This is a genomic window from Psychrobacillus sp. NEAU-3TGS (assembly GCF_029955155.1).
Lineage (GTDB): Bacteria > Bacillota > Bacilli > Bacillales_A > Planococcaceae > Psychrobacillus.
On sequence record NZ_JAPNOZ010000012.1, the window covers coordinates 343607 to 363992 of the forward strand.

Genomic DNA, 20386 nt, shown 5'->3' on the forward strand with positions numbered 1-20386 from the left:
CTCATCTCTCCTCATCTTTTGCCGCTTGAATAAACGAACGAATCAATAGCTCATCTTTTCTACCATGTTTTTCTACTCCACTGGATACGTCCACCATATATGGCTTTACTCGCTGTATAGCCTCCGCTACATTTTCTACATTTAGCCCACCAGCTAATATCACTTTTACTTGTGGAACTTCATGTCCTTGCATTAGCTGCCAATCAAATGTGATCCCACTTCCAGCTTGCGGTGCATCAAATAGAAAGAAGTCCGTTTCATACTGCTTTGCACGTTCGACATCTTCTTCAGTTCGAATTGATAAAGCTTTAATAGAAGGATAATTAGTTGATTGAACAAAATCTGCACTTTCATTGCCATGAAATTGAATAAGATCTAAAGGTACTTCATGATAAGCCTTTTCAAGTTCTTCTTTTGTTGGATTTACAAAAACACCAACTTTCAATACAGTAGAAGGAATGTCTTTCGCGAGTTCTCGCGCTTTTTCTACCGTAATTTGCCGCTTACTAGGAGCAAAAACAAAACCAATTGCATCTGTCCCTGCTTCAACCGCAGCTGTGACATGTTCCTTTTCCATTAATCCACAAATTTTCACTTTCGTCATTTCAGAATGCCCCCTAGCTCCACTTGTAAGGAACGAAGTGCACTTTCAACATCGCCGCTACGCATCAGCGACTCACCCACAAGTACGGCGCGAGCACCTGCTTTTGCAACACGTTCTGCGTCCTCTGTGTTCCAAATACCACTTTCGCTTATGAGTACTCGCTCCTCATGGAACGGGAAAATCGATGCAATTTCTTCTGTCCGTTTTAAATTGACGTCAAACGTTCGTAAGTCTCGGTTATTTACACCGATTATTTTTGCACCTAACTGTAGGGCACGATCTAATTCCTCTGCATCATGCACTTCGACGAGTACTTCTAGGCCTAGATTAGTTGCATATTCATAAAGCTCCATAAGCTCCTTTGTATTCAGTGCTGCCACAATTAAAAGAATGACAGAAGCTCCAGCATTTTTTGCATAATCAATTTGCACAGGATGGATAATAAAATCTTTGCATAATAAAGGAATTGGTACTGTTCGCGCGACATTTGCTAAATCTTCAAAGGATCCTTAAAAAAGGGAGTATCCGTCAAAACAGAAATACAAGCAGCCCCTGCCTCGTAATAGGCTTTTGCTTGTGACTCAGGATTTACGCTTTCTGCTATTATCCCTTTAGAAGGAGATGCACGCTTTATTTCAGAAATCACCTGCAAATGCTCGCTTCGGTATAATCGATCAAATAAAGAAGGACGTTCCACTCCACTTTCTACCATCGAAGGTTGTTCTTCTAGCAAGAGCTCAATTTGTTTCTTTTTCTCGACTAGTATCTTGTCTAAAATGGTTGCCATCATACTACCTCCTGTTTGCGTGCGTTATTGCTGAAGTCGATCACCGATTCTAATTTTGCAAGTGCTTTGCCAGACAAAATACTATCCGCTGCGAGTTTTACCCCTTCTTGAATCGTACCTACCATTGCATTTGCATATAATCCAACCCCGGCATTAAATATCACTGTGTCAAAAAATGGACTGCGTTCTCCATGCAATACCGAACGCATGATTTTCGCATTTTCAAACGCATCCCCACCCCGGATTGCTGTCACTGGAGCAGCTCTAAGCCCAACATCCTCTGGTGTTAAAGTAAAAGGAATTAAATCCCCTTTATCTACTAGTACAAAAGAGTTTTTTCCCGCTAGAGATGCTTCATCCATACCTAGCGCTCCGCAAACAACGATTGCTCGTTCTCTTCCAAGCATTTGCAAAACAGTTGCATACTCCATCGTAAAGTCCGGTCGATTAATACCTGTATATTGAGTTCCAAGTTCAATTGGATTAGTTAGAGGGCCGATCAAATTAAAGATAGTCGGCTTCCCAATTTGTTGTCTCACTTGCCCGATTCGCTTTAACTTAGGATGAACGCTTGGTGCATAAAGAAAAGTAAGCCCTTCTCGTGCAAGTAAATCCATCGACGCTTCCGAAGAGATAGTAGTATCTATTCCTAATGCTTCTAATACGTCCGAGCTACCTGCCGCACTTGAAATTTTCCGATTCCCATGTTTTGCAACAGATGCTCCTGCTCCTGCTAATACAAAAGCCGAAGTCGTACTGATGTTGAAGCTTTTTAAGCCGTCTCCTCCGGTACCACAGTTATCCATGTAGTTTCCTGCTGGTTCATTCAATTTGACCGCAAACGACTTCATAACAGTGGCAAGTGCTGCCACTTCATTGGCTGTTTCTCCTTTTTTGGATAGGGCGATTAGAAAATCAGCAATGGTTTGTAACTCTGTCGCTTCATCAAACATTAAGCGGGACGCTTCTACCATTTCTTCATATTGCAAGTGTTCATTTTTTCTCTACTTTTTCAATAAAATCTCTCATCTCGGCTCTCTCCTCTGCTTAACTCAACTTCACTTTTTTGAAATAAAAAAAAGTCCTCTTCAAAGGAATCCAGAAAGAATTCCTTTGAAGAGGACGGTGTTGACCGCGTTGCCACCTCTTGTTGGAGCGTCACCACTCCCACTTTAATTCCTGTAACGTAGGAAACACGTCTATCCCTAAAACGAATGTTCGCTCTTAAGATAGCTCTCATAAGCCCATTCACACCTGTTACAAATCAGTTCTCACCAACCACTGACTCTCTAAATTGCGCACAAATGCTACTCTTCTTATTCAAATAATTTCTCCGCTATTCTCATCTAATCTCAGCTCAACTGTTCTTTGGGCGATCTCGCTCCCGACATCTTCTACCCGTATCCGAACATTTAAGTTACTGTCTATGATAGTAGTAATACTTTTAATTGTCAAACTATTTTTCCCTGTTATATTTTGTTAGTGGTTTATAATGTTATTTCATCAATTATTTCTATATATTCGTCTTTTTTTATTTTGCCGAGCAATCCAAGCGTTTGCTGCAAATAAATAGTCAAATAGTTTGCAGTTATTCAGTGAATAGCAAATAATAGATTATATACCCAACTAGAAAGAAGTGAATTGAATGAAAAGAACCCTTGTAATAAGTGATATTCACGGAGAATTAGAAAAATTCGAACAGTTACTTCACCAAGTAGAATACAATCCAGATAATGACCAATTAATCTTATTAGGAGATTACATTGACCGTGGTCCAAATGCTAAGGGTGTTATTGCAAAAGTGATTAGTTTACAAAAAGCTGGAGCTCAGGTACTGAAGGGTAATCATGAAGATATGATGGTAAAAGCGTTAACGACCGATGTTGAAAAGTCTTGGAACCATTGGGTAAAGCTAGGCGGTGGAGATAAAACGTTATTTAGCTATGGCTTTTCCGAGAATGACTTTACTGTAAATGCGGAAAACTTTCGTAAACCAATATTACAATCAGATGTATTACAGCAACATTTAGAATTTGTACAAGGCTTAAAAAATTACATAGAAACTCCCGACTACATTTTTGTCCATGCAGGTGTGCACCCAACGTCATCTCTTTCTGAGACAAATCCGCATATTTTATTGTGGATTCGGGATGAATTTCATAAAGGCTATGTCGGAGAAAAGACTGTCATATTCGGGCATACAGAAACAAGCCTACTTCATGAGGAAAAAGAAAATTACAGTGTGTATTTCGGAAACAATCGGATCATCGGTATTGATGGTGGAGCGGTATATGGTGGTCAATTGAATTGTCTAGAATTGCCTAGTCAAAAAGTGTATTCGGTGAAATAAGAAAAGAAACAAGGGCAAGCTTTGCATACAATCTGCCTTGCTTACCTTTGTTCCTAAATCTTTCATAATATTTATCTGTACTACTATCTCATTTGAAAATTACCTTAACGTACTGAGGATAATTGCAATAAAATCGTATATCCTGCTACTTGTATTTCTGTTCCTTCACTTATGTCCTCTTTTATCAGTAAATGACGCATTAACAAATTTTGTTGCAGCATTTGCTTATATTTTTCACATACAGTCTGAAGTTCTTTATCTGCTTTTACTGTTATATCAACACGTAAATCAATAGGAAGGTTCAATTGTTTCCTATACGCTTGTATTGCTCGGATTAGTTCGCGAGCCATTCCTTCTTGTAAAAGTTCTTTGGTTAAAGAAATATTTAAAGTAACGGTGTACACTCCATTTGATGCGGAAGCATATCCATCCCTCGCTATTTTTTCAATCTGAACATCCTCTATTGCTATATTAGTTTCTTCGCGTTCTATGAAGCCGACTTGCATGAATTGTTGTATTTGTGTTTCACTTAATGATTGGAGCCATGCATTAATCGAATTCGATTGTTTGCCAAACTTTGCTCCAGCTTTTTTGAAATCGAGTTTTACTTTGGTAGAAACAAATTTCCCTTCATTGTCTATCAACTCAAATTGCTTAATATTTAACTCATCTTTTATAATGTCTTCGTATAAGTTCCAGTTAATATCATTATTTAAACTCATAAGCGAGAGGCCACCTAATGGTTGTTTTACTTTTAAGGAAGTACTATTTCTTACACTTCTTCCTAACTCAACTACTTGCTGGACAGCAGCCATTTCTTTTTCTAGCTTTTCGTTTACTAATCGTTCGTCAGCTTTAGGAAAATTGGATAAATGAACACTTTCACCCGTCAAATTCATATACACATCTTCCGCCACAAAAGGAGTTAATGGTGCTAACAATTGGCTAGTTTTGGTTAATACTTCGTTTAGCGTTTTATATGCAGCTGCCTTTTCTGGGTTCATGCCACTAGACCAAAACCTTTCTCTTGATCGTCTTACATACCAATTGCTTACTTGTTCTAACAAATTAGCTATTTCTCTTGCAGCATTTGTAAATTGATAATCGTCTAAACTAGTTCTTACCACTTTAATCGTGCTATGCAAACGGGATAATATCCATTCGTCCAACTTATTTTTCTTCATATTAACTTCCGCTTTAGGGTTGTAATTATCTAAATCCGTATATAAGGAATAAAAACTAAACACATTATCCAACGTATCGATCAGTTTAGATTTCGCTTCTTGAACGATGCGCTCTGAAAAACGTTTAGTATTCCAAGGGGCACTGTCTACTAATAAAGACCAGCGTAATGCATCTGCTCCATACTTTTGGATTAACTCTACCGGGTCCAATGCATTTCCTTTACTCTTAGACATTTTTTGCCCGTTTTCATCCAAAATATGACCCGTCGATAGTACGCGTTTATAAGGTGCTTTTCCTGTAAATAAAGTGGATACCGCAAGCAAACTATAAAACCACCCACGCGTTTGGTCAATTCCTTCTATTACTATATCCGCTGGAAATTGTTTTTCAAATAACTCTTTATTTTCAAATGGAAAATGATATTGGGCAAATGGCATAGAACCACTATCAAACCAAACATCAATGACTTCAGGCGTTCTGAACATCGTCCCACCACAATTGGAACATAGAAGCTTTACTTGATCGACATAAGGTTTATGCAGTTCGATATCTTCTAAAAGATCAAGCGAAAGCCGCTTTAATTCTTGTATACTTTTTGGTGCATATTCATGATTACACGCTTCACATTCCCAAATGTTAAGCGGGGTTCCCCAATAACGTTTTCTGCTAATATTCCAATCAACCATTTGCTCTAAAAAATTGCCGAATCTTCCATGCTTTATATGTTCCGGATACCAAGTGACTCCTTCATTGTTATGAATGAACTGATCTTTCAAGGCAGTTGTTTGGATAAACCAGCTTTCATTTGCATAATACAGAAGGGGTGAATCGCAACGCCAGCAATGGGGGTAACTATGTTCATACTTTTCTTTGCTGAAAAGTAAACCTTGAGTAGCTAGGTAACGAACAATATCTACATCGCAATCCTTGACAAAACGACCTTCAAAACCAACCACGTCCTGCGTATACTTTCCTTTTTCGTCTACTACGTTGACAAAAGATAGTCCATTTTCTTTTACTACTTTGTAGTCATCTTCCCCATAAGCAGGTGCAATATGAACAATCCCCGTTCCACTCTCTGCGGAAACATAATCAGCAGTCACTACTTTATGTCCGTTTTCTACATTTACAAAATCAAATAATGGTGTATACGGAATATCTTTTAATTCCTCGCCAAGATGGAAAGAGAGTATTTCATGTTCCTCCTTTAATACCGAGTTTGCCAATGCTTCTGCTACGATGAAGATGTCTTGCCCTTGTTTCGCACGAACATATTTTAAGGATGGATGAACTGCTAGCGCTACATTTGCAGGTAAAGTCCAAGGCGTTGTCGTCCATCCGAGAAAGTATTCATTATCCCGATCCCTTAACTTAAATTTTGCTGTAGCTGATAAATCTTTTACCATCTTATACCCTTGTGACACTTCATGCGAACTGAGAGAAGTTTGACAGCTAGGACAGTACGGAGATACTCGATGCCCTTTTTGGAGCAATCCTCTTTCGTGAATAGTACCTAGTATATTCCATTCACTTTCTATATAAGCATTGCTTAACGTCAAATACGGATCATCCATATCTACCCAATAACCAAGACTTTCAGTAAACTCTCTCCATTGTTTTTCATAAACAAAAACACTTTCTTTACATTTTTCAATGAATGCCTCTACTCCATACTTTTCAATATCGCTTTTACCGGAAATCTCTAATTGCTTTTCGACTCCGAGCTCGACCGGTAAACCATGTGTATCCCAACCAGCTTTACGCACTACTTGATGTCCAGTCATGGTTTTATATCTTGCAACGACATCTTTGATCGTACGTCCTAATGCATGACCAACGTGCGGCAAGCCATTGGCAGTGGGTGGACCTTCATAAAACACGAAAGAAGGACTCCCCTCTCTTTTTTCCACGGATTTTTGAAAGATTTCATTTTGCTGCCAGTGTCGTCGAACGCGTTCTTCTCGCTTTAAAACAGCTTCTTTTTCCTTCCCCATTTGGTATCACTCCTAATTTTATTAAATAAAACATACAAAAAACCCGTCCCTGTAAAAAGGGACGGGTTTAACCGCGATACCACCCTAATTCTATTGCAACATTTAAGTTCTGCAATAGCACTTAGCCACGTACGATCATACGCGTTCTTTTTAACGGTAGACACCCGGTCTCACTTACTTAATTCAGCTCGACTTCTCAGAGAGGATTTTCATACATGAACGGAACACCGGATTTCAGCATACACCGGCTCTCTTTGGAACAGTTTCATCTACTACTTTTTCTCATCAACGAATTTGTATGGTTTTATTATTGAAGAATTTAACATAAGTCTAAATCGTTTGTCAACTTAGTATATGTTTTATTTTTTGTTTTGATAGTAAATTAGAAAATCCGTCCATTGATCATTTTCTAAGGAAAATTGTTCTCGTTTACATTCTAGGGAATATCCCGCTTTCTCGGCTAATTTTTTCGAAGGTTCATTGTCTATGTTAATATGCATTTCAATCCGATGAAAATTTAGTTCAGTGAAGAAAACTTTAGATGCTGCTTTTACACTTTCTACACCATATCCTTTTTTCCAAAACTGATTATGGATCGAATACCCCAACATTGCCCACTGATAATCCATTCTCAGAATAGTGATGAGCTCTACTTTTCCCACATTAGCCCCATCTTCTTTTCTAAATACTCCTAAAATATATCATTCATCTTGGCAGCTGCTGGTGAAATCCTTCAATCCACTGGTTAAACCAATCTTTTGTGAAATTTGACATATCAGTATATCCATCGTCGTATTTGTATTGTGAAGGTAAACGATTGTTAAACTCCTCAAACCAGTTAGAGTAATCTTCTTTTTGGAATGGCCTTATAATTAGTCTTTCGGTTTCTATGTATATATTTGTTTTTTCCATGTATTACCCTCCCATTTAAAAGAAACATAATATTTATTTACTTCTAAAATATCATACTACTCAATTAAGCACTTGATTCTTACGTTACGTTAGGTTTTATAATGAGGATAGGAACAAGAAATGAGGGATAATTTTGTATTCGATTGGAAATTTAGCAAAATTGAGCAACTCCACTGTAAGGACCCTTCGCTATTACGATGAAATAGGCCTATTAACTCCTTCTCAATTAAGTGAAGGCGGGCATCGATACTACGAGGAACAGGACGTCATCAAACTGCAGTATATAAAGATATTGAAGGAAATAGGATTTAGTCTAATAACAATAAGAGAAATGTTAGAACATCAGCATTTAAGCCATAAAGATGCACTTACTATGCAATTAAAAGTATTAGAAATAGAGAAAGAACGTATCGAGGAACGATCTCGCTCTATTCGGTACTTACTTCAATTAAGTGAGTTTGAGGAACTTGCAAATTGGAAGGAAGTCTTCGATCGAATTCCTATGAACTCCTCTTCTACCACTACGGAAGTGTATGAGCATATTTGGAAGTACTATTTTTCAAAAGAGGAAGTTCAATTGTTTAAGGATTTACCTAAGATTGGAGACAATGACGAAACCATACAGGTCTATATTTCCTTAATAAATGATATTAGACAGAATCTCCATATCGATTTTACAAGTTCAAAAGCACAAGATTTGGCAAGCAGATGGATAGAATTACTCGAAAAAGACTTTAAAGGAAATTTTAAACTTGCTGAAAAAGTTTGGAATAAGCAAAAAGAAGTGAAAGATGGTCTTGGTTTTTATCAATTTGATCCGGCTATTGTAGAGTTTATAGAAAAGGCAATTGCCCATTACTTTACGGTAAATGCCATTGGACAATAGGTTGAAAATAAATTATATCTTAGTAGAGTTAATTGTATATTTAGGACTACCTTATTTCATTTGGTCCCATGGGAGAAGTTTTATCGGTGATTATTATGCGATGTTATTATCTACAATTCCTGCAATCGTTTACACTATTTATCGTTTTATGAAGGACCGTCAATTTAATTTGGTTGGGGTTTTCATTATTTCTTCTCTTTTATTTAGTTCCCTGCTTGATTTACTTGCTGGATCTGCTATTCAGATGCTTTGGAATTCTGTCTTTCTAAGCTATGGATATACTTTAATTTTTATTATTTCCATGATGATAAAAAAACCGCTTGCAATATATCTTGCAGTAGAATTCATGCACCTGCAAGGATATCCGCGAGAAAAAAGTAAAAAGCTATATTTTATAAAGGAGAATGTGAAACTATTTCAGTTGGTTACTGCCATTTTTGTTATTCGTGGGCTTGTTATGAACACCATTATGGTCTGGCTAATTATTAATCATGGTGCAGATGCGTTTATGCATTTAATAATCATTAGAAAAGCATTAGGTTTAGTATTTTCAGTTCTAATATTTATCGCGTTTTTATTTGCTGGGAATAAAGCAATGCAAGTAATGAAGGAAACAGACAGGGACTGGACAAAGCCTGTACAAACTGTTGAAGCAGAATGAATATAAAAAAGTACCAGGTTCAAAAACAATTCAGAATTAAATGAGAACCTGGCACCCAAACGAAAACGAAAATTTAACTATTTTGCTCTAAGCATTGATAAACGGCCATCATATCTCGCTTATTTAATTCACGAATACGATGGAAGATCGGAATATCTGCGACTGCTTTTGTATATAAGTCAGCAGCAACGACGTCCCTTACTTTTCCAGTGAGCCAAGTTGCGACAGGGGTGCCTTCGACCACTTCCTGAAGTCCTTCCTCATTGATGCCGCTTGCCTTACAGCTTACGCATGGTATCGTTAATTTAAATACGCCATCATGGAGGTTTTCTTCTGTGATGGCTTTCTTCCCTTTACAAAATGGACAGGGGTGGCTTTTTTTAATTTTATTAATTTGGGTAACTAATTTTTTATAACCAAATGCTTCATACACATACGTCAGTTTCTTGTATTTTCCATTGGTGAAATACTTATCTATGATTGTTTCTCTTGTTTCATTAATGGTAGGAAAATCGCAGATGGTCACTTGGTTATGTTTACTGATCGATTCGATATTTTCTTTAATTGTGTCCCAGAATGGCAAGACATTTTGTAAAACTATCTCATAGCCTGTAAAACTTGCTAGCTCAAGCTCTAGTATTTTCAACGCGACTTGTGTTTCCCTAGGAAGCAATGAGACGTCTTCCGTTAATGTTGTATCCCCGCCAACTATAGTTTTCAACTTTTCTAGTTCTGGTAAGTTCCCTACTGTTTTTATCACTTGATCCAGTGGCTGCTGAATAATCTCTCGGATATCCGTGTCACCAAATGGGAGTTTTTTATGATGGTTTAACACGGTGCCATGACAAATCGGACAGGTGATTTTTTCTTTAGAATCTTTCATTTGCTCTTTAATCATTGATTTTGAAATGACCATATACATGCCAAGAATCGTATTAAAACCTACCCACGTTCTACGCGCCTTGCCTTTCTTGTCATAAAAAGACTTTTCAAAATACCCATACCAAAACGTATGCTTTTCATCCTCCGACATTTCATTGTAGCTTTTTGTCAGATCATGACCGAGCTCATTTTTTAATTCTTCAAATATAAATTCTAACTTAGCGTATTGATAATATTTTAATACTTCCATGACTTCCGGATATAATAATCCATCCCAAAATGGAACATTTTTGTCCTGTATCACAAGCTCTTTATCAAATATTTCAATCACTAGACGTCCCGAGCAAGATGGGCAATGATTGTCCGTAGTAAAGAAATCAAAGCTTTTCGTATCTTTATTCGTCGGATGCGATGCCACGATATGATTGATCAGACCGCCAATTTCGTAAAGAAAACTATATTGGCTATATAAATGTCTTTCAAGGTCAATAGCAATGACAGGCGCTATTTTATTGGATTCGTATTCACTATAAATTAAACGAGCCATGGAGGATAAGCTTTTTAAAATACCACCCTTATAGATATTTTCTGCGGTTTTAAAATAATCGATAGGCTGCTCTTCCAAATAATGAATACCAGTTTGTTGCTTTAGTTTGGAAGAAATAGATGATGGAGTAGTGACCTCCGCTCGATTATGATGTCTATAATAATCATCATGACTAACAACTTCTAGATGCTTCACAGGTGCAAGTTGTCTTTTACCAAAATCAACGATAAAATCAGCGTTCTCCATCATATAATCATTATGCTCAATCATCAATATAGAGACCGATTCATCTTGTAAAATTTCCCTGACACTATCAATGAATTGGTTTAAAATATTTTGAGATAATCCTTTTGATGGCTCGTCAAATATAAAAAGTGTATGAGGATTTCTCGAGTTAGCAAACAGCTCCGAAACTAAATGTACACATTGAAATTCTCCAGTAGATAAGGTTTGTGTTTTTCTATTTAAAGTCAAATAACCGAGGCCCAGCTTGATCAGTAAGCTTAATCGTTTATAGGCGATATCTTCACTTGGCAATTCATCAATAATATCTTCAATTGAACGCTCGAAAATATCATCCATATGCTCCTGGTATTTGGTGAGTTTCTTTTTTATATCTAGAAAAGTGGCCACAGTTGACCGACTTGTAATCGATTGGTTTCGATCTTGGCCTACCATTACTAGCTTATCTTTTGGATATCGATTCATAAAATCTTTAGCTATACACTCATTCACTAGAGTAGATTTTCCGCATCCCGACTCCCCTGTAAAGGTTACCAGTCTATTTTTCGGTATTTGAATCTCCGCTATTTGAATATTACGGCAGTATAAATCATGAAATTGATAGTAATCTGTCGGTTCTTCTGTATTTCTTTTTATATGGACAGGTTTTGGACGTGGTGATTCTTCTACAATTTTGCCACCATACTTACCACTGCCTGGACCAAAGAACAATTGCTCATCTGTTAAATCAAGCACTGTGTCAGAATGATCAATGAGCCAAATTTGATTCTTATAGCCGAGTTGTGTGATCTCTTCTAAAATTTTTTGTAATGTTTGGTGGTCGAGACCCACGGATATTTCATCAATTACAATAACCGTATTTTCACTTGTGGCCATAAATTCAGCCAAGTAAAGACGTGTTAATTCTCCACCTGACAATGTACCCATAATTCGATTTAACGTTAAATACCCAATATTCATATTAATAATGTTTTGAAGAATATTTTGCTTTCCTTCGCTTATATTTAAAACTTCTGCTTGTGAAAGAATGGACTCAATACTTAGGTTGTTGATATCGGAAATATTATGTAATTTATCGAATAATTCCGTTGTATATTGGAGGACTTCATCGTTATATCGTGTGCCATTACATGCTGGGCATTCGACGTTTTTGGTATTACCGCGTCCTTTACATTTTGGACACCAGCCTAATTCATTATTGAACGAAAACACTTCTGGAGAAAGATTAAATTTTTTGGCAAGACACTCGCGAACTTCTGTAAAGACGCCTGTATGTGTGCCAATAGTTGAACGTGGATTGGAAGAAATAGAGGATCTCCCGAGAAAAAGTACTAATGGCATTTCCTCCATCTTAATAGCGCTGAAATTGGTTTCCATAATGTTGGGAAACAAATATTGATATTCAGCTTTTGGTAATAGGGAAACGAGACGCTTTTTAGATTCTTCCCCTACGGTTTGACAAAATGTTGTTTTACCAGAGCCAGACAAACCTGCAATTCCTAACGATTTATCTGTTGGTAATACTGCATCTAACCTATTTATATTGTTCGCAATTAGTTGATTTACTTTCATAGTTTTCTCCTCTCTATTCGCTAAATTTAGTGTTGCCAAGCTAATAATATTTCAATTCAAAAAGCTGAAAAATAAGAAGAGCGCCTTTCTTGTTTCAGAAATGCGCCCTTATAAACATTAATAAGGGCACAATTTTTACTGCAGAATAGACCCCTTATTTTGAAGAATGGTTTATATATATAACCATTAAGAAAATCTAAATGGTTGGTATTATAAAGGATGATGATAATATTGTTACTGTTCTGTTAACACTTTTTCGAGCTTTTCGCCCATTTGCATCCAACTATATTTAGCTCCCTCGATTGCTCCCTGACGAGCTTTTGTTTCTTCACTGAAGCCAGTTTGATCGAAATGTAGATGAGTAGTACCATCCGAATTTTTTGTCAAAGTCCATGTAACAGTAGTACTTTCTCCAGCACTTTCCCATGTATACGAAAGCAAATTTGGCTCATCCACTACTAATACTTCGCTATTTACGATTCCATCCCACCATTCATTTGGCTCAGCTCGGAATTGAAATTTATGTCCAACAACAGGTTTGAAGTCATTTTTCCATATCCACTTTGCAAGTGTCTCCGAATCTGTTAAGGCGTTCCACACTTGTTCATTTGAACTTGTAAATTGAAAATCTAATGATACATCTGGTTTCATGTTTTGTTCCTCCAATAATAGATTTAGTTTAACCATTCTTTCTTTCCAAAAGCCTTCATAAAAAGATACCCAATCCTGAATTTCCCTTAAGGGAGCTGCATTAAGTCGATACCTCGTTTCTCTTCCAACCTTCCGAGCAATAACTAGATTCGCGTCTTTAAGAATAGTTAAATGCTTAGAAACGGCAGTACGACCCATTTCAAAATGAATCGTTATTTCATATAGAGGTAATTCTTCAACATTTGCTAACATTTGAAGTATTTTTCGTCTTGTTGGATCAGCGACAGCTTCATAAACGTCCCGCGATTGACTTTTTTCGTCCATTATCCCTCCCACCTTTTTATAATTATTACCTGTAATGTCACTGATTACTCATCTTATTAACATAATAGGACACCTTTTGTTGTCTTAAAAAGATTATAGGACACCAAATAGTGACATGTCAAGTTACATCATTATTTCATTGCCTTGTCCTCTAAATTATGCGAATACAACATTCAACTCACTATGTTATGTCTTTATTGCTTTTCTTAGCCAATAAAAAAAGCTCCCTTATACAATAATTGTAAAAGGGAGCAAGTTTATTATACGTATTGTTTCATCCACTCTTGGAAGTTTCCGATTACTACATCTAAGAATTTGATTGTCGCTTCGTCTGTCAAATTACCTTCCACGTCAAATTTCTCGTGTGCAGCGCCAACATATACTTCGTTCATTGGTAATAGTGGTGAATTTAAGCCACTTGCGAATAAAATATCACGTAAGTGCATTTGTGCTTTTACTGTTCCTAAAACGCCCATAGAAGCACCCATAATGATAGATGGCTTGCCGTTCATCACTTTGTCCACACGGCTCAACCAGTCAATAGCATTCCCAAGCACACCTGGAATAGATGAATTGTATTCAGGTGTTACCCAAAGTACTGCATCAGCCTCTTTTACTTTAGCTTTGAAATCAAGGACAGCTTGTGGTGCCTCTAATTCGATATCTTGGTCATACATTGGCAAATCACGTAAGCTTAATATTTCAAGCTCTAATTGATCTGCATAACGCTTTTGTACATGCTGTGCTAATTTTAAATTGAATGATTCTTTTCGAATACTACCGACGATTGCTACTACTTTCACGATTGTTTCCTCCTGGTGTCTATTTGAAGACAAATTAGTATAATATCGTTGCTTTATTTGACTTAATAAAATATAAACAACATGTTTATTTTATACTATGTCTCTTCATTTCAAAAATTATTTGCTCAATAAAGAAAGAAGTTGTCTCATACATAACTTTTTCAATTATCATGAATCCTTAAAAACTGTTTATTCTGTAATTAGGTATTTCCTTTAAATTTGATTAAATACATTAATTTTACTAAAAAAATACTCACCAGCTTAATTAGAGCTGACGAGTATTTGACAACATATTATAAAGGGAAACTTCAATCATCGGGGGGGTTCTTCAACACCCAATGATTGTTAGTTAAACCAATCGGGCGCATGCCAGCAGTTGATCTCCCTCTTATCTTTTCGCTTTTCTTACACCTTGAAGTGGGAGTCTTACTGCTTGTTAATGCGGGATTAACTTAAACTTTATAAAAAGGAAGTGTGATCGATAGATGTAGGTCTAGGAACTTCGTCTTCTGCAAGATTAAAAGCGGATGTTGTAAAACTCAATGACAAGATCAAGGCGAAAGATAACCATATAAATACGTTTTTCTTTTTCACTTATAAATCCTCCCAATTCGTTATAAAATTTTGTTTGTATAGCATTTGAATAGCTTGCTGATAATATAAATCGGCTGCTTTAAACTTACTTTCTTTAAAGTAATAATTCGCTAGTAGAATGGAATACTTTTGAACATGCCGGTCGTCATGAATCAGTTTAAAATAGTCAATCCCTCTCTTTAATACCACTTCCAGATCATCTATAGAAGAGTAACATGCTCTATAGATGTCTAAATGACAATAATAGGATCGATTTTCTATACTGAATTTATTCTCCAAGTTCTCGATGACCTCAAAGCCTTTCTTACACCAACTAAGGACCTCCATATGGTTATTTTGCTTAGAATATTCCTTGATAATGGAAAGTATAGATATTAAGTATCCTTCCGCATTATCATTTTCTTCTTTACTTTTCAAACTTAGCTTATAATACTCAATTGCCTTCTCTTGATTTGATTGGACTGCATATAATGAACCTATGTTTTGATAAATCATCCCTTCATAATGTGCAACTTTATAGTCTATCACCAGCTTTTTGGCTAGATTATAATTTTTCTCTGCTTCCACGTATCTTCTCATTTTTTTATGTGCTACCCCCATAACGATGTAGCTATCAATAGCTCTTTCGAATAGGAGATTATCTTTATAGTAGCCTAACGATTTTGAAGCATGATTAATGGTGTTAAAAAATTGATTGCATTTAAAATAAATCAAGCTGAGTACATTGTGAAAATCTGCTATTTCCCACTCTTCATTGGATACATTATTTACAAACTTCACGGAGCTCTCTAACCTGTTTAACGCTTTATAATAGTCGCCATTTAAGTAATAATACAGACCTATATTTAAATTCCCTAAAAATCTTTGTTTCTCATCAAAATCATTTTCTGATTTTATGATCACATCAAATACGGATTGTAAAACCTCTGTCTTTTCGTTCAATATCAACATTAATCGAAACATATACAGGTTGTAAGTATAGAAATTTTTTAGTTGCAAAAAGTAACTATTTCCAATAGAGTACTTCTCCAGTATTTCTCTAATCCATTTCTTATCCCTCTGCATGATCGCTCTCTTATATTGCTCATAAAAAGCTTCAATGAACTTCTTTTCCTCTTCGCTTGGTAATTTTTCTATTTCCAGGTTTAGCCTTTTCAGCAGGGAAGTGATCACTTCCTCGCTTGGAACAGTAGAATTATTCTCGATCTTACTGAGATAGGAAGTAGAACAGATCCCTTTTGCCAATACTGACTGTTTGATTTGTTGGTTTAATCTCTCTTGCTTGATGGTATAACCTATACTACTCATTTTCCCCACCCCTTTACACTTAGTACATATATTAGTTCTTTATGAAGAGTAAGAAACCTTTAACAATCGCTCGACCTATTACGACAATAAGCATAGAAAAGGGTTCAGTGCGGTGATGAACAAGTTTAATATATAGATATGTCTGCCATCCAAAAATATTATATAATATTAAAATTTCCTTCTTTTACGAAATTGAAAGAGTTTCAAGAAAAATAAATATAAGTAATAAATGATATTTCCCAACTTATTTTTGTTCTAAAAACGGGTATTTTTTAGTAATATTTAGGAAAGAACAATTACTTTTTACTAAATATTAATTCATCTTCATTATACCACATAGAGCAGAAAGTCCTGACAAAATTAAAAAAATTTTCAGAAAAAAAGGTTGTTAATAACAAAATAAAATCCCCTTTATAGGACAAGATATATCTTACCCGGGAGACAACACATTATTTTTCACACGCCAAATCAGAACAAAGATTCTAATTTGTGAAGGAGTGACAAAATGGGTTCCGAAAAAAAGAAAATAATACAAGAATTTTTAAAATGTCCTTACAACAAAACCTTATTTGAAGAGTTCCAAACTACAAACTCAGAAGAAACAAAACAAAAAATTGATGTGAAATTTAAAAAGTATTATCAAAACTACAGAATTCTATCCTATCTTATTAAAGTTTTGCATTATGAGAGTAAGCATTTTGATCATAAATTACGCACATATAAGCATAGGTACCAATTAATCCTTACAAATGATTTAGAAACTCCAATTTTTTTCGAGAAATCATATTCCGATTCAATTGATTCTTCGAAAGACATTGAAGACCATATATCTAACGAAAAATTATTTACTTGTTTTAAAACACTTACGACTAGACAAAAAGAAATACTGTCACTTGTTTATGTAAGGCAAATGACAGATAAAGAGATTGCTCAATATTTAGGGATTACTCAACAAGCTGTCTCTAAGACAAGGAAAAATGTTATAAAAAAAATTAGAAAGGGGATTACTCATGATTGATGCAGGGAACATTGTACCTTTAATCGGCAACTTTGGCTTTCCAATTGTAGTATCTATTTACTTGTTACACCGTTTTGAAAATAAAATAGAATCGCTTGAAAATGCCATCCACAACATTGAGAATGTAGTTAATAGTCGTATGGATAAAAGAAAAGGAGGTGAATAAATGGACGAAACGGACATTCTCGCAATTTTAAAACAGCTAGAGCCCAAAATGCAAAGTGTTTTATTTCAAACAAGCAATGATTACAGAGAAGACTTAGAACAAGATCTAAAAGAACGTATGATTAAAATTATAAAAAATAATATCAACCTTGAAGTCCCAGGTTTTTTTGACTTCATAGGAGAAGAACAGCTGCAAGACTATTCTGGAATGCTAACGAGGTGCTGAAAAAATTTTAGATTTACTATTTATTAAGTTGACTAGATCACTAGCACGAAAATTTGTCTCAAGTGCTACCCCCATTCGCAGATGAACTGCACCACAGTTGTTAGTATAGACTAACGATTGATGGTGCAGTTTTTAGTATCTCTATATATATTTCATAAACGGCTTTGAATAGTAAATTCGTTAAGTATGTGGTTAAAGTGTTTGATTTCTTTTATTATTCGATTGGGTTGCGTGATAAAGTCAGCGGTTTGATAATCTTCCAGCCACTGTACTCCAATTGTTAATAGACCTGCGGAGACCCCAGCTGCTATATCTGCTTCGCTATCTCCCACGAACATCGCATCCTCTTTGTTTACGTCGAGTAATGATAATGCTTTTATTATCCCTTCTGGATGTGGTTTAGGATTGATGACATCATCACCTGTAATAATAACATCAAACAGACCGTCCATTTGTAGTGCTTTTAAGGAGATTTCTAGACTTCTTCTTGCTTTACCAGTGACTATACCAAGCTTATGTCCATTTTCTTTAATAGATCTCAATAATTCGTCCATCTCATTATTGGGCTCCACTAGAAGTAAATGTTTTTCTAAATACTTTTCGTAATACAATTCAATGGCTTGTTCTTTGTTGGGATGAACAAGGTTCTCTCTGATAATACCTGTTTCTGACGGCCCGAACATCGCTCGTATATCTTCTGGTGAGAGATTTTTATCATCAAATTCCTTAAATACACTTTGAAAGGAATAATAACAAATAGGTAAAGTATTAGCTAGAGTACCGTCAAAATCAAAAATGATTGCTTTCATTTTCTTGCCTCCTAAAATAGTATCACTTCACATCATTTTACCAAATATTCATAATTTAATATATACAATTCCTCCTCTATAAGCATACATGCGAGTTCTTGCTTTGGGAGCTTTTTTGATAACTAGAAAAGTTTTTCTGCATTTACATGCGTGTAGGCCCTTATCATTACATTAAATTCACCGAAATACGTGCTTTTACATATGGTAGAACGATACATGTGAATGAGGAGGATTATAATAATTGGTTAACCCTATGCAGATGCAGCGTATTACTATTGAACAAGCAATGCAAGTCGCAAGACGTCAAGTCCCAGGGCAAGTTATCCATGTAGATTTAGATATGGAAAACGGACTTTTAGTGTATGAAGTATTCATTTCGACCGCTCAAGGCAGAGTATATCAAGTGGATGTCAATGCAAAAACAGGGGTAATAGTAGATATTGATCAGGAAAGTAGCACGTTTTTTAATAGATAATTTTGTAAAAAAATAATCCATTAGCATTTCACCTAATGGATTACTTTTTTGTGGTATGTAATAGATTAACTATGGTCGAGCTCAATGTATCTAATGGATTAATAATTGTTTTCGAGATCTCGCGTTCAAGCTGTTTGGAGGCATTCACCATTGATAGTTGGGCAACGGAGATTTCTTTTTTTCCATCATCTATAATTTTACGTATGTAGCTAGAAATCATTTGGTTGTAGACTTCATTTAACCCCTGCATCAATAATTCAAAGGTTCCTTCAATCACCATAACCTCTATATTTAAGCTTTTTTGCTTTGTCTCCGCATAATCTTTCAGTCTTTTCATCGTACCCTCTACTGTATTCGGGTTAGATAGGATTACTTGAGGTTTGTCCATTTGACAAATTGCATCAAAATAAGGTTCGTCTATTTTAATAATAGGAATGGAGCAAGAAAGATCCTCTTCGTTTAATAACGCAATATAGTTTGTACAAGTAATAAGGATAGCATCGACATTGCAACTTGCTATCCATTCAATTTGTTCTTTTACTTTCTTCCTGGCCTTCAATTGGGAAAAGCTATGATCGTGTGTCACTCTATTCATAAGCCCAGGATCCACAAAATGCATTAATTCAATTTTAAAATGTGCTAAAGCACTTTCTATATAATCAATATTCGAATGATGCGCGTGCAAGCATGCTAATTTCATGTTATCTTTCCCTCTTCTTTCTTAATAGCAATGATAAAAAATATTCTTTCTTACTTATCTATACTACTTTAAAATAGCTTTGCTCCAGTTCAGCTAGAACCAAGCTTCTTTCATTTTTTTCAATTTAGGAAGAGGAAGTCTTTTTTCCTCGATATGGCTTTCGCTTTCCTCATAGTTATCACTGTCATAGACATGTTTTTTATAATTAAAAGTACTATTTTTATTGACTTTCACAGATATTATTTCTTCGTTTTCCTTTAAATTTCCAATAATCGGAGTAAGCTTGTTATCCTTTATATTTAGTTCATATAGTTTCCCACCAGTCGTTACTGACCCGTATGCGTAACCTATAATGACAAACAAACGATTTTTATCAATCCATTCAATATATTTGGGTGTATATTGACTTAGATCATTATCTTTTAACTGATAAATAGTTGTTGCCTTTGTTTTTAAATTTTCTAGAACTAGGACTGCTTCTCCTTCCTCTGTTGCAAATTCTCCTCTTCCATCAATGGTCGCTTGTTGCAAACTATCTGATGACTTTTTCCATCCTGAATGAAAGCTGGCTTCATAATTTTTTTCTACCTTTGCGTCAAATTGTGTTGGGATATTTTCTATACCCTTACCTAAAACAGTAGGCGTAAAAAAATACTAAAAAGAAAGAAAACCAATAAAGGCAATAATCGT

18 protein-coding genes, 3 pseudogenes and 2 other annotated features are annotated in these 20386 nt (G+C 35.6%); of the genes and pseudogenes, 7 read left to right on the top strand and 14 right to left on the bottom strand.

The window, feature by feature from the left end:
- Position 1: 1 nt before the first annotated feature.
- The 3 genes and pseudogenes from OR571_RS18035 to trpD all read right to left on the bottom strand — a co-directional run bounded on the left by OR571_RS18035 (position 2) and on the right by trpD (position 2380).
- Positions 2–604 carry a phosphoribosylanthranilate isomerase gene (locus OR571_RS18035; RefSeq protein WP_282244802.1) on the bottom strand — a complete coding sequence of 201 codons (603 nt, stop codon included), beginning with the start codon at positions 602–604 and terminating at the stop codon, positions 2–4.
- Positions 601–1391 (bottom strand): annotated as a pseudogene (trpC, locus tag OR571_RS18040) (indole-3-glycerol phosphate synthase TrpC). Before trpC ends, OR571_RS18035 begins: the two are co-directional and overlap by 4 nt.
- Positions 1391–2380, bottom strand: a complete 990-nt coding sequence (gene trpD, locus OR571_RS18045) for an anthranilate phosphoribosyltransferase (protein ID WP_282244804.1) — start codon at positions 2378–2380, stop codon at positions 1391–1393. The pseudogene trpC and the gene trpD overlap by 1 nt, the downstream one beginning before the upstream one ends.
- Before the next feature lie 126 nt (positions 2381–2506).
- Positions 2507–2724 (bottom strand) — a binding site (T-box leader).
- A 312-nt stretch (positions 2725–3036) separates the two neighbouring features.
- Here trpD and OR571_RS18050 point away from each other — a divergent pair.
- Entirely contained in the window at positions 3037–3741 is a 705-nt protein-coding gene (locus tag OR571_RS18050) for a metallophosphoesterase family protein (RefSeq protein WP_282244806.1), read from the top strand.
- A gap of 104 nt (positions 3742–3845) precedes the next feature.
- Here the strand turns inward: OR571_RS18050 and ileS are convergent, their stop codons facing one another.
- Both ileS and OR571_RS18060 read right to left on the bottom strand, forming a co-directional pair.
- Entirely contained in the window at positions 3846–6920 is a 3075-nt protein-coding gene (gene ileS, locus OR571_RS18055; RefSeq protein ID WP_282244808.1) for an isoleucine--tRNA ligase, read from the bottom strand.
- A gap of 54 nt (positions 6921–6974) precedes the next feature.
- Positions 6975–7218, bottom strand: a binding site (T-box leader).
- 61 nt (positions 7219–7279) lie between these two features.
- Positions 7280–7832: pseudogene (locus OR571_RS18060) on the bottom strand (GNAT family N-acetyltransferase).
- A 133-nt stretch (positions 7833–7965) separates the two neighbouring features.
- Here OR571_RS18060 and OR571_RS18065 point away from each other — a divergent pair.
- Together OR571_RS18065 and OR571_RS18070 are read left to right on the top strand one after the other, a co-directional pair.
- Positions 7966–8718 (top strand): MerR family transcriptional regulator, encoded by a 753-nt coding sequence (locus tag OR571_RS18065; RefSeq protein ID WP_282244810.1) that lies wholly within the window; start codon positions 7966–7968, stop codon positions 8716–8718.
- Positions 8708–9379, top strand: a complete 672-nt coding sequence (locus OR571_RS18070; RefSeq protein ID WP_282244811.1) for a VC0807 family protein — start codon at positions 8708–8710, stop codon at positions 9377–9379. The genes OR571_RS18065 and OR571_RS18070 overlap by 11 nt, the downstream gene beginning before the upstream one ends.
- A 73-nt stretch (positions 9380–9452) precedes the next feature.
- Here OR571_RS18070 and OR571_RS18075 read toward each other — a convergent pair whose 3' ends face one another.
- From OR571_RS18075 to OR571_RS18100, 6 genes and pseudogenes are all read right to left on the bottom strand, one after another.
- Positions 9453–12623, bottom strand: a complete 3171-nt coding sequence (locus OR571_RS18075; RefSeq protein ID WP_282244814.1) for an ATP-binding cassette domain-containing protein — start codon at positions 12621–12623, stop codon at positions 9453–9455.
- A 234-nt stretch (positions 12624–12857) separates the two neighbouring features.
- Entirely contained in the window at positions 12858–13274 is a 417-nt protein-coding gene (locus tag OR571_RS18080; protein WP_282246282.1) for an SRPBCC family protein, read from the bottom strand.
- A 138-nt stretch (positions 13275–13412) separates the two neighbouring features.
- Positions 13413–13598: pseudogene (locus OR571_RS22820) on the bottom strand (metalloregulator ArsR/SmtB family transcription factor); the annotation flags it as partial.
- Positions 13599–13858: 260 nt separating this feature from the next.
- Positions 13859–14401 carry an NADPH-dependent FMN reductase gene (locus OR571_RS18090; RefSeq protein WP_282244816.1) on the bottom strand — a complete coding sequence of 181 codons (543 nt, stop codon included), beginning with the start codon at positions 14399–14401 and terminating at the stop codon, positions 13859–13861.
- Between the two features lie 459 nt (positions 14402–14860).
- Positions 14861–14995, bottom strand: a complete 135-nt coding sequence (locus OR571_RS18095; RefSeq protein WP_282244818.1) for a hypothetical protein — start codon at positions 14993–14995, stop codon at positions 14861–14863.
- Positions 14996–16303: a helix-turn-helix domain-containing protein gene (locus OR571_RS18100; protein WP_282244819.1), complete on the bottom strand. Its 1308-nt coding sequence runs from the start codon at positions 16301–16303 to the stop codon at positions 14996–14998.
- A 505-nt stretch (positions 16304–16808) separates the two neighbouring features.
- On the opposite strand from OR571_RS18100, the gene OR571_RS18105 reads away from it, so the two are divergent.
- Genes OR571_RS18105 through OR571_RS18115 form a run of 3 tightly spaced genes read left to right on the top strand, consistent with a single transcriptional unit; the run spans position 16809 to position 17712 of the window.
- Positions 16809–17321, top strand: a complete 513-nt coding sequence (locus OR571_RS18105) for a sigma-70 family RNA polymerase sigma factor (RefSeq protein ID WP_282244821.1) — start codon at positions 16809–16811, stop codon at positions 17319–17321.
- On the top strand, positions 17314–17487 hold the full coding sequence (locus OR571_RS18110) for a YvrJ family protein (RefSeq protein WP_282244823.1): 174 nt from the start codon (positions 17314–17316) through the stop codon (positions 17485–17487). Before OR571_RS18105 ends, OR571_RS18110 begins: the two co-directional genes overlap by 8 nt.
- Positions 17488–17712 (top strand): hypothetical protein, encoded by a 225-nt coding sequence (locus OR571_RS18115; RefSeq protein WP_282244824.1) that lies wholly within the window; start codon positions 17488–17490, stop codon positions 17710–17712.
- Positions 17713–17864: 152 nt separating this feature from the next.
- Here OR571_RS18115 and OR571_RS18120 read toward each other — a convergent pair whose 3' ends face one another.
- Positions 17865–18521: an HAD family hydrolase gene (locus OR571_RS18120; protein WP_282244826.1), complete on the bottom strand. Its 657-nt coding sequence runs from the start codon at positions 18519–18521 to the stop codon at positions 17865–17867.
- Positions 18522–18762: 241 nt separating this feature from the next.
- Here OR571_RS18120 and OR571_RS18125 point away from each other — a divergent pair, with 241 nt between their 5' ends.
- A complete protein-coding gene (locus OR571_RS18125; RefSeq protein ID WP_282244828.1) occupies positions 18763–18996 on the top strand; it encodes a PepSY domain-containing protein in 234 nt (77 codons plus the stop codon).
- Positions 18997–19036: 40 nt separating this feature from the next.
- Here OR571_RS18125 and OR571_RS18130 read toward each other — a convergent pair whose 3' ends face one another.
- Together OR571_RS18130 and OR571_RS18135 are read right to left on the bottom strand one after the other, a co-directional pair.
- Positions 19037–19696 (bottom strand): hypothetical protein, encoded by a 660-nt coding sequence (locus tag OR571_RS18130; protein ID WP_282244829.1) that lies wholly within the window; start codon positions 19694–19696, stop codon positions 19037–19039.
- Positions 19697–19789: 93 nt separating this feature from the next.
- Positions 19790–20317, bottom strand: a complete 528-nt coding sequence (locus OR571_RS18135; RefSeq protein WP_348775085.1) for a DUF4652 domain-containing protein — start codon at positions 20315–20317, stop codon at positions 19790–19792.
- Positions 20318–20386: the final 69 nt, after the last annotated feature.